Below are 13,737 nucleotides of genomic sequence, written 5' to 3'. Positions count from 1 at the left end.
ACGACGGGGTGCGGACCGACCATCCGGAGCGGGCAGGGATGACAGGTGCATGACGACGGCAGGTACGACGATCCACGGGTGACGACCGGCCGCGGAGGACACTCCGCGGCCGACCCCGTTTCACGTGAAACCGACCAGCGTGACCGGGCCGCCGATGCCCTGGGCACGGATTCGCTGCCAGCCGACCGCGATCGGGCGGTTCACCGTGACGCGCCGAGCGGCCCGGATGACACGTCGCGCTCCGTGGGAAGAGTCGGCACGGTCTACGGTGCGAGCCGCCCCGATGATGACCTGGCCGCCGCCCGAGCCGCCGCCGAACAGCGCGACAACGCCGCGCCCGTCCGGTTCGAGCCGGCACCCTCGGCCGTGGCCGCCGTTCCCCGACAACCCGCACCTCGAGCGGTGCCCGATGCGGCCTCCGGAGTCGCTGTTCCTGTCGACACGCCGGCACCGCCGGCCGGGGCCTACGGGGCCGATCCGGCGGATGCCGCGTACGTTTCACGTGAAACCCCGACGCGCGAAGAGGATGACCCACCGTTGGCTATGGAGGCTATGCGCGCCGTGCAGATCCTTAATCCGAGTGGCGAGGTCACCATGCCCCGCCCCGAGCGGACCAGGGTGATGTGCGTCGCCAACCAGAAGGGCGGCGTGGGTAAGACCACGACCACGGTGAACCTGGCGGTGGCGCTCGCCCTGCACGGAAACCGGGTTCTCGTGGTCGACCTCGACCCGCAGGGCAACGCGTCGACCGGGCTGAGCGTCCCGCACCATACGGGCGTTCCAGACGTCTACGACTGTTTGATCAACAGCGTGCCCCTGGAGGAGGTGGCCCAGGGCGTCGAGGGCATCCCCAACCTGTGGTGCGTGCCGGCCACGATCGACCTGGCCGGTGCCGAGATCGAGCTGGTGTCGGTGGTTGCCCGAGAGTCTCGCCTGGTCCGGGCAATCGCCGCCTACCCCGGCCACTTCGACTACATCTTCATCGACTGCCCGCCGTCGCTCGGCCTGCTCACCGTCAACGCGCTGGTGGCCGCGCAAGAGGTGCTGATCCCGATCCAGTGCGAGTACTACGCGCTGGAAGGGCTCAACCAGCTGATCAACAACATCAACCTGGTCCGTCAGCACCTCAACCCGAGGCTGGAGGTCTCCACCATTCTGCTCACCATGTACGACCGGCGTACCCGGCTGGCCGACGCGGTGGAGCAGGATGTCCGGAACCACTTCGGCGACAAGGTGCTCCAGGCGGTCATCCCCCGGAACGTTCGCGTCTCGGAGGCTCCGAGCTACGGCCAGTCGGTGGTGACCTACGATCCCGGTTCGCGGGGGGCGACGAGCTACTTCGAGGCCGCCCAGGAAATCGCCGAGCGTGGGGTCAAGGAGCCGGTGAGCCGGAATGCGTAGTGCGGATGAGTCGCTGGGAGGCGTCGTATGAAGAACCGTCCTCGGGGCGGTCTGGGTCGGGGGCTCGGTGCCCTGATCCCCACCGGTCCGGTCCAGCCCGCCGGAACGATGACGGCGACGCCTGAGGGCGGTGAACGCGCCGTCCAGGTTCCGCCGGCGATCGCCTCGCCCGCGGCGCCCGAACCGAAGGCGGTGCCGGAGCCGGTGGCGACTGAGCCGGTGGCCACCGAGTCCGAACCGACGGAGCCCGAGCTTCAGCTGAGCCCGGTGCCGGGCGCCCGGTTCGCCGAGATCCCGGTCGACGCGATCATGCCCAACCCGAAGCAGCCCCGCCAGGTCTTCGACGAGGAGGCGTTGGAGGAACTGAAGACCTCGATCCAGGAGGTCGGTTTCCTCCAGCCGATCGTGGTACGGGCGCTGGACGGCGAGAAGTACGAACTCGTCATGGGCGAGCGCCGGTGGCGAGCCGCGCAGGCGGTCGGTCGGGAGAACATCCCGGCGATCATCCGGGACACCCGCGACGACGCCATGCTCCGGGACGCCCTACTGGAGAACATCCATCGGGCCAACCTCAACCCCTTGGAGGAGGCCGCCGCCTACCAGCAACTGCTGGAGGAGTTCGGCGCGACCCACGAGGAGCTGGCCCGGCGGATCGGCCGCAGCCGACCGCAGATCTCCAACACCATCCGGCTGCTGAACCTGCCCGCCCCGGTGCAGCGGCGGGTCGCCGCCGGGGTTCTCTCCGCCGGTCACGCCCGTGCGCTGCTGAGCCTGGACGAGGCGGAGGCCCAGGAGCAGTTGGCGCTGCGCATCGTCGCCGAAGGGCTGTCCGTCCGGGCCACCGAGGAGATTGTCGCGCTCGCGCTGGCGGACGGGCCGGCCAAGAGCCCCGCCGCGAAGCGACGGACCAAGCCGCACGCCCCCGCCCTGACCGATCTTGCGGACCGGCTCTCCGACCGGTTCGACACCCGCGTGAAGGTGGACATCGGCCGCAGCAAGGGCAAGATCACGATCGAGTTCGCCACGGTCGACGACCTTGAGAGGATCGTCGGCATCATCGGGGTCGGCCAGGAGGAAGCCGAGGACTGATCCCGAATCGGATCCCGGCCGCGCCGTCCGTGCAGGACGACGCGGCCGGACCGTCTTCCGGCCCTTCCGCCGGAACGGGAGATGCCGGCCGCAACCCCAGGCCCCGCAAACCACCGAAGCAGGCCGGGTACGAACAGGCTTGCCGCGGCGGCTGCCGGTCGACTCGAAGTCCTGTCCCCGCCAGGAGTGCTCGGCACCGACCGGGGCGAGCTCGTGGAAATGTGGGGAGAAACCGGTGCGTGTGTCGCGCGGCTGAGCCTCGCGATGGCGGGACCTGATGGGCCGGTGAACCGGCGACGCGGGATCTCGAACGCGGATGGCCGAGCAGCCCGCTGTGCGTACTTCTGCGGGCATGGCCGGTGTGACGCGGCTCCAGGGGTGGCTTGGCTCGATCACGAGCCCCAGGGCCGGCAGGAGGCGCCCTGAGAGTAGGGGCAGTAGCGGCGCGTCGGCTCGGAACCAGTCGTGCGTGCCCGGCAGCACCGGGGCGGCGTTCCACGTGAAACGTCGGCCTTCGGCACCGGCAGGCGACCGCCAGGCGACCGCCGTCAGGTGCCCGGCCCAGGGAAGCCCAGCCGCCGAGGGCCTGCGGCCACGCCGCCATGGTGGCCCTCTCCAAGCGCGGCCTGCATGCCGCGCCGCCAACGCCCCACAGTCGTGGCTCCGGTGCCACCGGCGTGCGGGCCGAAGGACACAGGCGGGTGTGGCGGTACCCGCCCCCGCAACGCCCGTTCGATGCCGTTCCGTCCACGGCGAGCCGCCTCGCCGTGGACGGAACGGCATCGGCGCTGCCTCCGCAGGTTCGCCTGCGGGACGGAGCGACACCCGCGAGGCGGGTGCTGGTTCCACGTGAAACAGCCAGTCCTGCCTTGCGATCCGTGGCGGGCCGGCGACCGGCGAGCCACATCGGTCGACGGTGGTGCGGTGGTGCTGTGTGGCCAGGCCCGCTCGGCGGAGCGACTGGAGGCGAGCGGGGCCCGCGCCGCCGTGGTTCGGGGCCGGATAGGCCGAAGGGGCGAGACCGGGCGCGTGCGTTTGCCGAGGAGCGGGATCAGCAGCAGCAGCGCGGCCCGGGCGAGGGCAGCGCCGAGGAGCTGGGCCGAGGAGCTGGGCCGAGGAGCTGGGCCGAGGAGCTGAGCCGAGGAGCTGAGTCAGGGAACTGGGCCGGGCACCAGTGCCGGAGCGGAGATCGGGAACCAGAGCCGAGGGCCCGAGTTAGGCCCGGGAGGCTGGATTGCCGCCGTCGGTTTCACGTGGAACCAACGGGGCCGATGGGTGGGGAGCAGGGCGGGCGGGATGCATCGGCACGCCCGGCGCGGCGTGTGGAGGGCGGTGTCCAGCCGGTCCGGCCCCTGGGGCCGGACGGGTGCACCGGGCGGTGCCGTTTCCCGGGCCCGCTCGCGCCGGGGCGATGACCACCCTCGGCCTGCTGGCCACCACCGGCGTGCTGCGCGAGCTGTTCGCGGCCGTACCCGCTGCGGTGCCGGACTCTGTCCGCCGCCGGAGGCGAGGTGGCGGCATCCTGATCGGCCCTGCCACTCCCCACCGCCGACCTGGTCCCCCGGCGGAGTAGCCGGCGAGTCGGGAGGCCTGGCCGACTCGTCCAGGGTGCGCGGCTGGCCGTCGGTCAGGTCGAAGCGGAGCCGGACCACGCCCGCCTCGCGTTCGGAGAGCGTCTGGAGCATCTGCCGGAGCTGGTCCTGCGTCGGCGAGGAGGGGGCGGTGTCGACCCCGACGACAGCCCAGAACAGTCAGCGGTCCGGGACGAAGCGGATCACGGTGGGAGGCGCCCATGGCCGGCGAGGACGGAGGGGCGACCGGTCCCGAGGTAGCGTCGCGGCGGCTTGCTCCCGCGTTGGTCGCGGGCAACCGCAGGACTTCGCCCGCCGAGGTTCGCCCGGCAGCGTGCAGGACCGCGACGGCGCGAAACGCGCCCCTCGGTTCGCCCCGCGCCCGCCCCTGCCGGGGCCTCGAAGCGCTCACATTCCGGCGGTCGGGCCAGCGACCCATCGCCCTCCGGGTCGTTAGGTACGACGGAACCAGAGGGCTGTGCACAACTTCGCAGCCGAGCCGCCAAAGTTATCCACAGCGGTTTTCCACAGGCACCCCCCGTTTCACGTGAAACCCCGCGTGAAACGCGGTGCCAGCCTGTGGATGACGTGGGGTGGTGATGACCCCAGAGGCCTGTGGATAACGTGTGGACAATCGATGCGTGGTCGAGCCGGAGCGGGCCTGACCCGGAGCGGAGCGGGCGGCTGCGGCCGGCCCGGCGTACCCGAGGGTGGGCGAATCAGGTAGGGACAGTCGTGGCTCGCTCGGTTAGGGTCAGCGTCGTGCACGACACCCCTCCCTCAGTCCCCGATTTCACCTCCTGGCCCTCTTTCCCCTTCGAGGGCGACCTTCAGGTCAAGCACCTCGACGACCCGGTCGCGGTGGAGCCCTCGCGCAAGGGCGAGGGAGCTCGGGAATGCACGGCGTGCAGCGCGCCGGACGACGCGTACATCTGGGTCGGCGAGCGCTGGCGGGTTCGCGCCATGGACCGGCCGACCGGGCTGCCGATGGTGCTGATCCTGGAGTCCCGTTCCCACCTCGACCTCGGCGACCTGCCCAACCTTCTCGCCGCCGAACTGGGCGTGATGACGGTCCGGCTGGAACGGGCCATCCGCTCCCTCGACGGCGTCGCGCGGGTCCACGTCAACCGCTGGGGTGACGGGTCGTCCCACCTGCACCTGTGGTTCCTGGCCCGGCCCTACGGGCGACTCCAGCTCCGAGGCACGTTCCTGTCGCTGTGGGACTCGATCCTTCCGCCCATCTCCGAGGAGCAGTGGCGGGAGAACCTGGCCCTGGTGGCGGCCTGGCTGGCCGAGTTCGGCGGCCGTCCGCTGGCCGAGCCGCCCCGCATCCGTTGGCAGGCGCCGTCGAGCATCGCCGCGCAGTCGTCCGCCTCCGCCTCCGTCCAGGAGGAGGACGACGCCATCGGGGTGATCGAAGCGGCCGAGGAGATCCCGGAACCAGTCGGCGGGGAGGACGCCGCAGCCCAGCCGACCGATGAGCCGACGGGCCAGCCGGGACGCCGCTGACCCCACGCGCCGCGGACCGACGCGCGGGAAGGGTCAGACCCGCGGGAAGATTCAGACGGGACGGGCTACGGCCCGGGTCACCAGCGAACCGAGCAGCCGGCCGAAGTCCAGACCGGCGGCCTGCACCGCGAGCGGCAGCAGCGACGTCTCCGTCATCCCCGGCGAGACGTTGACCTCCAGCACGTGCGGCCGGCCGTCCGCGTCCACGATTAGGTCGACCCGGGAGAGGTCGCGCAGCCCGAGCGCGGTGTGTGCGGCCACGGCCACCTCGGCCACCGTGTCCGCCACCTCCGGATCCAGCCGGGCCGGCGCGTGCCAGGTGGTCCGGCCGGCGGTGTACCGGGCCGCATAGTCGTACACGCCGTTGCGGGGCACGATCTCCACAGCGGGCAGCGCCCGCGGCCCCTCCCCGAGGTCGACCACCGAGACGGCCACGTCCATGCCGGGGACGTATCGCTCGACGAGCGCCGTCGAGTCGTACGCGAAACAGCCGACCATCGCGGCCGGCAGCGACGCCGCCTCCCGGACCACGGCGGCGCCCAGCCCGGAACCGCCCTGCGCCGGCTTCACCATCAACGGCAGGCCCAGCCGGTCGACGATCCGGTCCAGCACCGCCACCGCGCCCAGCTCGGAGAATCGGTCGTGCGGCAGCGCTACCCAGTCGGGGGTGGGGATGCGGGCCTCCCGGAGCACAGCCTTGGCCGACGGCTTGTCCCACGCCAGCCGGGACGCGCGGGCGTCGCAGCCGACGTACGGGACGTCGCAGAGGTCGAGCACGCCGCGCAGCGAGCCGTCCTCGCCGGTGGCGCCGTGCAGGGCGATCACCACGGCGTCGGGCGGGTCGGCGACCAGCGCCGGCAGCAGGGCGATGTCGGCGTCCCGCAGCTCCGCCTCCACCCCGACGGCCCGGAGCGCGTCGAGCACCCGGCGGCCGGACCGGAGCGAGACGTCCCGCTCGTAGGAGAGCCCGCCGGCGAGCACCAGCACGTGCAGCTCGGTGGCGGCGGGGTCGGTCACGGTGATGCGCTCGGCAGGGGTCGAAGCCATGCCGGAATCATGCCAAGTCGGGTCCCGGCGTGTCCGCGCCGGCCTGCCCGCGCCGTACTTCGGGACGGTTGACCGTGCCGAACACCCGGCGCATGGCGATGTCCTGCTCCATCACGCCGGCCAGCCGGCGCACGCCCTCCCGGATCCGTTCGGGTGACGGGAAGGAGAAGTTCAGCCGCATGTTGCCGGTGCCGGTGCCGTCGGCGTAGAAGCCGGTGCCGGGCACGTACGCCACCCGCGCCGCGATGGCCCGCGGCATCATCGCCTTCGAGTCCAGGCCGTCGGGCAGCGTCGCCCAGACGAACAGGCCGCCGGCGGGGTTGGTCCAGGTGGTGCCGGCGGGCATCAGGTCGTCCAGGGCTGTCAGCATCGCGTCCCGGCGCTCCCGGTAGACCTCCCGGTAGACCTTGAGCTGCTCCCGCCACGGCATCGTGCCCAGGTAGGTCGAGACGGCGGCCTGGGCGTACCCGCTGGGGCAGAGGATCTGCGCCTCGCTGGCGATCACCAGTTTGTCGCGCACCGCGTGCGGGGCCAGGATCCAGCCCACCCGCAACCCGGGGGCGAAGGTCTTGGAGAAGGTGCTCAGGTAGAACACCCCGTCGCGGCGGCGGGCCCGCAGCGGGCGCGGGGCGTCACCCTCGAAACCGAGCTGACCGTACGGGTCGTCCTCGACCACCAGCAGGCCGGCGCGTTCGCAGATGTCGAGCACCCGTTCGCGTCGTTCCTCGCTGAGCGTCACGCCCGTCGGGTTCTGGTACGTCGGGATCGTGTACAGGAACTTCACCCGCCGTCCGGCCCGGGCCAGCTCCGCGACGGCAGCCTCCAGTGCCTCCGGGATCAGCCCGTCGTCGTCCATCGGCACATGCACCACCTGGGCCTGGGCGGCCTGGAACACCCCGAGCGCGCCGACGTAGGTCGGCCCCTCGGCGAGCACCACGTCACCCGGGTCGAGGAAGAGCCGGGCCACCAGATCGAGCGCCTGCTGGCCGCCGACGGTGACCACCACGTCCTCCGGCGACGCCCCGCAGGCCGCGTCGATGCCGGAGAGGGCCATCACCTCGCAGATCCGCTCGCGCAGCTCCGGGGTGCCCTGGCCGATGCCGTACTGAAGGGTGGTGGCCCCGTGCTCGGAGCCGAGCCGGCCGAGCATCTCGCCCACGGCGTCCAGCGGCAGGGCGGCGATGTAGGGTGCGCCTCCGGCGAGGGAGACAACCTCCGGCCGGCTGGCCACCGCGAACAGCGCGCGGATCTCCGAGGCGGTCATACCCCGGACGCGCCGGGCGTACCGGTCGGTGTAGTCGTCGAGCGTCGTGCCGGTCATGACATCACCTCGATCGCGTGTCGGGCGGCTCCCGCCTGCCCGGGGTACCCGGGACGCCGCAGACCATGGCGGCACGGGACGCAGATGCCCCGATGGTAGTCCGGTCGGCGACGACCTGGGCTACGACGTGACCCCGGAGTCCACATCCCGGACGTGGACCCGGACGGCGGGGTACCCCGGGTGCATTCGCGCGTCCCCTCCCGTAGCCTCGCCAGTCGGCGTACGATCGCTCGTCGGGGGCCCGAGGCGGCGGCGTTGCGCGCCGGTCTCGCCTCCGAGCCTATTGTGGGGATGCGCCAATGTCGCGACGTCTGGTGAGCTTGACCCTCGACACCCTCGAAGACCTGCCCCGCCCCTGCCGGCAGTGCGTCTACTGGGAGCTTGATCCGGTGTCCGCCGACCGGGCCTGCGCGGCTGGCGACCCGGGGCTGGAGAAGGAGGCATGGGTCTCCCAGACACTCCTGGAGTGGGGCTCCTGCGGCAAGCTCGCGTATGTCGACGGCATGCCCGCCGGCTTCGTCATGTACGCACCGCCGGCGTACGTGCCCCGCGCGATGGCGTTCCCCACCTCGCCTGTCTCCGCCGACGCGGCGCTGCTGATGACCGCGCACGTGGTCGCCCCCTTCGCCGGTGGCGGGCTCGGCCGGATGCTCGTGCAGGGCGTGGCCCGGGACCTTACCAAGCGGGGGATCAAGGCGATCGAGGCGTTCGGCGACGCGAAGTTCGGCGACGACGGCGACCCGCCCGGCAGCTGCGTCGCCCCCGCCGACTACTTCCTCTCAGTGGGCTTCAAGACGGTCCGCCCGCACCCGCGCTATCCCCGGCTGCGGTTGGAACTGCGTACCGCGCTGAGCTGGAAGTCCGACGTCGAGTACGCCCTCGAGAAGCTGCTCGGCTCGATGAGCCCGGAGACCCTGCTCCGGCCGGTCCGGCCCGCCCCGGCCACCCGTTCCACCGGCGGCTGACCCCCACTGCCACTGCACTGCCACGGCCGCGCGGCGCGGACGTCTGTGGCCCGGCCGGCCCCGTTCGAGGGCTCGGGCCGGCCGGGCTCAGGCGGTCGCCACCCGGCCCGCCGCGACCGCCGCACGCAACTCGCTGACGTCGATCGAGCCGGTGGGCACGTCCCGCTCGACCGGGAAGTACATCCGCTGGACGGCGGCCACGATCGCCTCGACGATCCGGTCCCGGAAGCGCGGGTCGACCAGCAGCCCACGGTCCGCCGGGGAGGTCAGGTAGCCCACCTCCACCCGTACCGCCGGCATCCGGGTCAGCCGGAGCAGGTCCCACGTCTTGGCGTGGGTCCGGCAGTCCCGTAGCCCCGTCCGGGCCACGATCTCCCGCTGGACCAACCCGGCCAGCCGCTCACCGGTGGCCGAGGTGACCCCGTTGTCGGTCCCGTAGTGGTAGGTGGCCACGCCCTCGGCCTCCGGATTGGCGTGCCCGTCGGTGTGCAGCGAGATGAACACGTCCGCGCCCAAAGAGTTGGCCAGCTGCGCCCGCTCCACGTCCGGCAGGCAGCTCCCCGGCGCAGGCCCCCGGGTCAGCTGCACCCGTACCCCGGAAGCGGCGAACCGCCCCTCCAGCCTGCTGGCCAGGTCGTGCACCAGGTCGGACTCGGTCCACCGCATCGGCCCGTCCGGCACCACCACCCCCGGATCGGTGCCGCCGTGCCCCGGGTCGATGACCACGGTCCGGCCGACCAGGGCCGGGCCGGCCTGCCGGATCGCGTCGGACTCGCGTAGCCACTGCGGCCGGCCGCCCACCACCTTGCGCCCCAGGCGACGCAGCGCCCCCATCGTGTACGGGCCGCAGGAGCCGTCGGGCTTGAGCCCCATCTCCCGCTGGAACTGGGCCACCGCCCGGGAGGTGCGTACGCCGTAGATGGCATCGGCACGACCCACGTCGTACCCCATCTCCAGCAGGCGTTCCTGCAGCGACCGGACGTCCTCGCCGATCAGTGGCTCCGGCACCGCGTGGTACAGGGTCCGCGCGCCGAGCCGCCAGCGGGCGGCGTCCAGGGCGCACCACGTCTCCGCGCCGACCCGCCCGTCCACGCTGAGCCCTCGGGACTGCTGGAACGCCCGGACCGCGCGCTCGGTCGCGGCGTCGAACTCGTCGTCGTCGCCCGTGGGCGCCGAGGGGAGCAGGTCGAGGCCGGTCAGCACGCCGCGGATCTCGGTCACCGCCGGTCCCCGGTCACCGGGTCGGATCGGACGCACGCTCGACCCCCTTCGCACGGTTGCCGGCCGGTTGTCCCGCGACGCCGGAGGTGGGCCGCGACCCGGACGGCGACGGGGCGCGGCGTGGCCGACCACCGGACGCCCCCCGGTTGAGGCTATGCGGTCCGGCCCGCCGAGGTGCGGTGTCCGCCCAGGTCAAGGGTCGGAAACCCGGAACCCCCGCACCCGGGAGGGGTGCGGGGGTTCCGGGTCGCGTCGGTCAGAGCACGGACTGGATCAGCTTGACCAGCTCGCCCTTCGGCTTGGCGCCGGCGATGGACCGGACCGGCTCGCCGTCCTTGAAGACGGTCAGGGTCGGCACGGACATCACCCGGTAGGCGCGGGCCGTCTCCGGGTTCTCGTCGATGTTGAGCTTCACGATGCTGACCTGGTCGCCCATCTCGCCGGCGATCTCCTCCAGCAGCGGCGAAACCTTGCGGCACGGCGCGCACCACTCGGCCCAGAAGTCGACGAGCACCGGCTTGTCGGACTTCAGCACGTCGACGGCGAAGCTCGCGTCGGTGACCGCCTTTGTCGCTCCCACTATGACTCTCCTCCAGAAAACTCAATCGTCGTTCGGTGCCACGCCGTGTGGCGGCGTCGCTGCTGCTGCCGGGCTCAGGGCTGGATCGTGGCGATGAAGCGCTCGGCGTCCAGGGCGGCGGCGCAGCCCGTGCCGGCGGCGGTGATCGCCTGCCGGTAGGTGTGGTCGACCACGTCACCGGCCGCGAACACGCCCGGGATGCTGGTCCGGGTGCTCGGGGCCTGCACCTTCACGTAGCCCTCGTCGTCCAGCTCGACCTGGTCGCGGAACAGTTCGCTGCGCGGGTCGTGACCGATCGCCACGAAGACGCCGGTGACGTCGAGAACCTTGCTCTCCCCGCTGTGCACGTTGCGGACCCGTACGCCGGTGACCTTGCCGTCGGCGCCGAGGACCTCCTCGACCACCGAGTTCCACTCGGTCTTGATCTTGTCGTTGCTTAGCGCCCGATCGGCCATGATCTTGCTGGCCCGGAACGAGTCGCGCCGGTGGATGATGGTGACCGACTCGGCGAACCGGGTGAGGAAGCTGGCCTCCTCCATCGCCGAGTCACCGCCGCCGACGACCACGATGTGCTGGTTGCGGAAGAAGAAGCCGTCACAGGTGGCACAGGACGAGACGCCGTGGCCGAGGTATTCCTGCTCACCGGGCACACCCAGGGGACGCCAGGCCGAACCGGTGGAGAGGATGATCGCCTTGGCCCGGTACGCGGTCTCGCCGACCCACACGGTGCTCACCACGTCGGAGCCGACGCTGCCGGTGTCCTTCAGCTCGACCCGGGTCACGTCGTCGGTGAGGAACTCGGCGCCGAACCGCTCGGCCTGCTTGCGCATGTTGTCCATCAGCTCGGGGCCGAGGATGCCGTCGGCGAACCCGGGGAAGTTCTCCACCTCGGTCGTCGTCATCAGTGCGCCACCGGACTGCACGCCCTCGATGATCAGGGGCTTGAGGTTGGCGCGCGCGGCATAGACCGCCGCCGTGTAGCCGGCCGGCCCGGAGCCGATGATGATCAGGTTGCGGACCTCGTCCACTGCCGTCTCCCGATGTGTGTGGTCGCCATCGGCGTGCGCACCGATGCCGGTCTGAGTGCCGCCGCCACGCGGACGCCGACTCCTGACTTGCAGAACGTCATCGTACGAAGTGGGGATTCCCGAGCCGGTCGTCCGGTGGGTCAGGTCACGTGGAAGGACGTCATCGCCGATTCCGCCTTGCCCGGGCCCGGCCGGTCACCCCGACCGGCGAACCGCGACCTCACCCTACCCGCGCCCGGTAGCGGGTGTCGGCCCCGGATCCGGGTACGCCGCACTCCGGGCCGCTGACCCACGCCCAGTGCGCCCCGGACGGGTCGACGAAGCGCACAACCAGCGCCGGGTCGCCCCGGAACCGGGCGTAGTCGACCAGGTCAACGATTAGCGGACCGGCCCCGTGCTCGGTGCTGACCGCCGCGAGGCAGGAGTTCAGGGCACCCGGCGTGGTGAGCCGGGAGAGGCCGCCGATCGCCGGGAGGCGTTCCCCCTCGACGGCCGGCGGTTCTGCCGATCCCTGCCCCAACGTCTTGGCCGGCCCGGTCGGCGGCACGGCGGAGGCCCTGGCGGCCAGCGCCTCCGGCGTCCAGTCGGTGCCGCTGTGCTGCGGCGTGCCGGCCGCGCGGAACGAGCCTTGCGCGCCCCTCACCGCCCCGGCGGGTTCGCTCACCGTGGTGGTCGAACCGCTGTCGGACTGCGTGGTCTCGGCAACGAACCGGTGGAGCCCCAGCCCGACGGCGAACACCGACGCCGTGGCCAGCGCCACCGGCCCGGCGATCCGGGCCCAGCGTCGTCCGCGCCGGCCGGGACCGGCGGTGCCGGTACGCCCGGTCGTCGGCCCGGACCCGCCGGCCGGCCGGCGTGACCCGCCCGACGGCTGGGTCGGCACCAGCGCGGGCGGCACACCGGTCGCGCGGTAGGGGTCGGGCCGGTCCGTGGCGTCCGGCTCGGCGGAGGAGTCGGTGGGCGTGCCCGGGCCGGCGCCGGCCAGCACGGCGGCGATCCGGTCGGCGACCGCCAGCGGCATCTCGGGGGCCAGGCCGGTCCAGGCCGCGAGGTCCTCGCCGACCCGGGCCAGGGCCGGCACCAGCGCGTCGTGGGCCTCGACCCAGGCCGGGTCCTCCTCGACCAGCCGGGCCACGACCGCCTCGTCAGGCGTGCCGGTGAGCGCGCCGCCGAGGTAGTCGGCGAGCAGGTCGTGGTCGACCTCCCTGAACCCCCCGGCCGTCACGATTCCTCCAGGTTGGCGTTGCGCCGGGAGTGCCCCGACCCAGATCGGACGCCCCCCGGCTGCCGGGGGTTCCCTGGGGTGACGACGGGCACGTCCGGACCGGCCACGGCCCCGCCGGGAACGACGCCCGTGCGCAGGTGGCCGAGGGCCACGGCGAGTCGGGCGCGGCCCCGGGCACAGCGGCTCTTGACCGTCCCTTCTGCGACGCCGAGGATCCGGGCCACCTCGGCCACGGGGTAGCCCTGCACGTCCACCAGCACCAGCGCTGACCGCTGCTCGACCGGCAGCTCGGCGAGGGCCTGGCGGACCACCAGGGCGGTGTCGTGGTCCTGGACGGGGGCGGCCGGCTCCACCCCGCCGGTCGACGGGCCGTCGTCGGGGCCGTGTGTCCCGTCCGGCAGCGGAACGGTCGGGTGCGCCTGCCGGCGGCGGATCCGGTCCAGGCAGGCGTTCACCACGATCCGGTGCAGCCAGGTGGTGACGGCGGAGTCGCCCCGGAAACGGGCCGCCGCGCGATGGGCGGAGAGCAGCGCGTCCTGGAGCGCGTCGGCGGCCTCCTCCCGGTCGCCGATCGTCCGCAGCGCCACCGCCCAGAGCCGGTCCCGGTGTCGGTGGAAGAGCTCGGTGAAGGCGTACCGGTCGCCGGCGACGTGGGCGCGGAGCAGCTCCACGTCGCTCGGCCCGCTGCCCAGGACGGAGCCGGTCGGAACGGCGACCGGTGGACGGCGCTGGCCGTCCACCGGTACGTCTGTGGTCCGCTCGCCGTGGCCGTCCATCACC

11 protein-coding genes and 1 pseudogene are annotated in these 13,737 nt (G+C 72.7%); 5 read left to right on the top strand and 7 right to left on the bottom strand.

Going from position 1 to position 13,737, the window contains the following annotated elements; all coding sequences use genetic code 11:
- Window positions 1-45 precede the first annotated feature (45 nt).
- From OG617_RS13955 to OG617_RS13940, 4 genes and pseudogenes are all read left to right on the top strand, one after another.
- Complete coding sequence (locus OG617_RS13955; RefSeq protein ID WP_405101941.1) at window positions 46-1,401, top strand: AAA family ATPase; 1,356 nt, start codon at window positions 46-48, stop codon at window positions 1,399-1,401.
- Window positions 1,402-1,428: 27 nt separating this feature from the next.
- A complete protein-coding gene (locus tag OG617_RS13950; protein ID WP_405101939.1) occupies window positions 1,429-2,490 on the top strand; it encodes a ParB/RepB/Spo0J family partition protein in 1,062 nt (353 codons plus the stop codon).
- Between the two features lie 1,378 nt (window positions 2,491-3,868).
- Window positions 3,869-4,063 (top strand): hypothetical protein, encoded by a 195-nt coding sequence (locus OG617_RS13945; RefSeq protein WP_405101937.1) that lies wholly within the window; start codon window positions 3,869-3,871, stop codon window positions 4,061-4,063.
- Window positions 4,064-4,823: 760 nt separating this feature from the next.
- Window positions 4,824-5,418 (top strand): annotated as a pseudogene (locus OG617_RS13940) (hypothetical protein); the annotation flags it as partial.
- 203 nt (window positions 5,419-5,621) lie between these two features.
- Here OG617_RS13940 and OG617_RS13935 read toward each other — a convergent pair.
- Entirely contained in the window at window positions 5,622-6,617 is a 996-nt protein-coding gene (locus tag OG617_RS13935) for a D-alanine--D-alanine ligase (protein WP_405101935.1), read from the bottom strand.
- 7 nt (window positions 6,618-6,624) lie between these two features.
- Entirely contained in the window at window positions 6,625-7,938 is a 1,314-nt protein-coding gene (locus OG617_RS13930; protein ID WP_405101933.1) for a PLP-dependent aminotransferase family protein, read from the bottom strand.
- 299 nt (window positions 7,939-8,237) lie between these two features.
- Here OG617_RS13930 and OG617_RS13925 point away from each other — a divergent pair, with 299 nt between their 5' ends.
- On the top strand, window positions 8,238-8,903 hold the full coding sequence (locus tag OG617_RS13925; RefSeq protein WP_405101931.1) for a GNAT family N-acetyltransferase: 666 nt from the start codon (window positions 8,238-8,240) through the stop codon (window positions 8,901-8,903).
- Window positions 8,904-8,990: 87 nt separating this feature from the next.
- On the opposite strand, the gene OG617_RS13920 is transcribed toward OG617_RS13925, so the two are convergent.
- The 5 genes from OG617_RS13920 to sigM form a co-directional block, all read right to left on the bottom strand.
- The gene (locus OG617_RS13920; RefSeq protein ID WP_405101929.1) at window positions 8,991-10,160 is read right to left on the bottom strand and encodes an N-acetylmuramoyl-L-alanine amidase; all 1,170 of its coding nucleotides are present in this window, start codon (window positions 10,158-10,160) and stop codon (window positions 8,991-8,993) included.
- A gap of 220 nt (window positions 10,161-10,380) precedes the next feature.
- On the bottom strand, window positions 10,381-10,704 hold the full coding sequence (gene trxA, locus OG617_RS13915; protein ID WP_405101927.1) for a thioredoxin: 324 nt from the start codon (window positions 10,702-10,704) through the stop codon (window positions 10,381-10,383).
- Between the two features lie 74 nt (window positions 10,705-10,778).
- A complete protein-coding gene (gene trxB, locus OG617_RS13910) occupies window positions 10,779-11,732 on the bottom strand; it encodes a thioredoxin-disulfide reductase (RefSeq protein ID WP_396676677.1) in 954 nt (317 codons plus the stop codon).
- A 220-nt stretch (window positions 11,733-11,952) separates the two neighbouring features.
- Window positions 11,953-12,957, bottom strand: coding sequence for a hypothetical protein (locus tag OG617_RS13905; protein WP_405101924.1), 1,005 nt, complete (start codon window positions 12,955-12,957; stop codon window positions 11,953-11,955).
- The gene (gene sigM, locus OG617_RS13900; protein ID WP_405103692.1) at window positions 12,954-13,733 is read right to left on the bottom strand and encodes an RNA polymerase sigma factor SigM; all 780 of its coding nucleotides are present in this window, start codon (window positions 13,731-13,733) and stop codon (window positions 12,954-12,956) included. Before sigM ends, OG617_RS13905 begins: the two co-directional genes overlap by 4 nt.
- Between the last annotated feature and the right edge of the window lie 4 nt (window positions 13,734-13,737).

This window comes from Micromonospora sp. NBC_01412 (assembly GCF_045040215.1).
Taxonomy (GTDB): domain Bacteria; phylum Actinomycetota; class Actinomycetes; order Mycobacteriales; family Micromonosporaceae; genus Micromonospora; species Micromonospora rubida.
The sequence above is the reverse complement of the archived record's forward strand: the minus strand, read 5'-3'. Positions and strand labels throughout refer to the sequence as shown.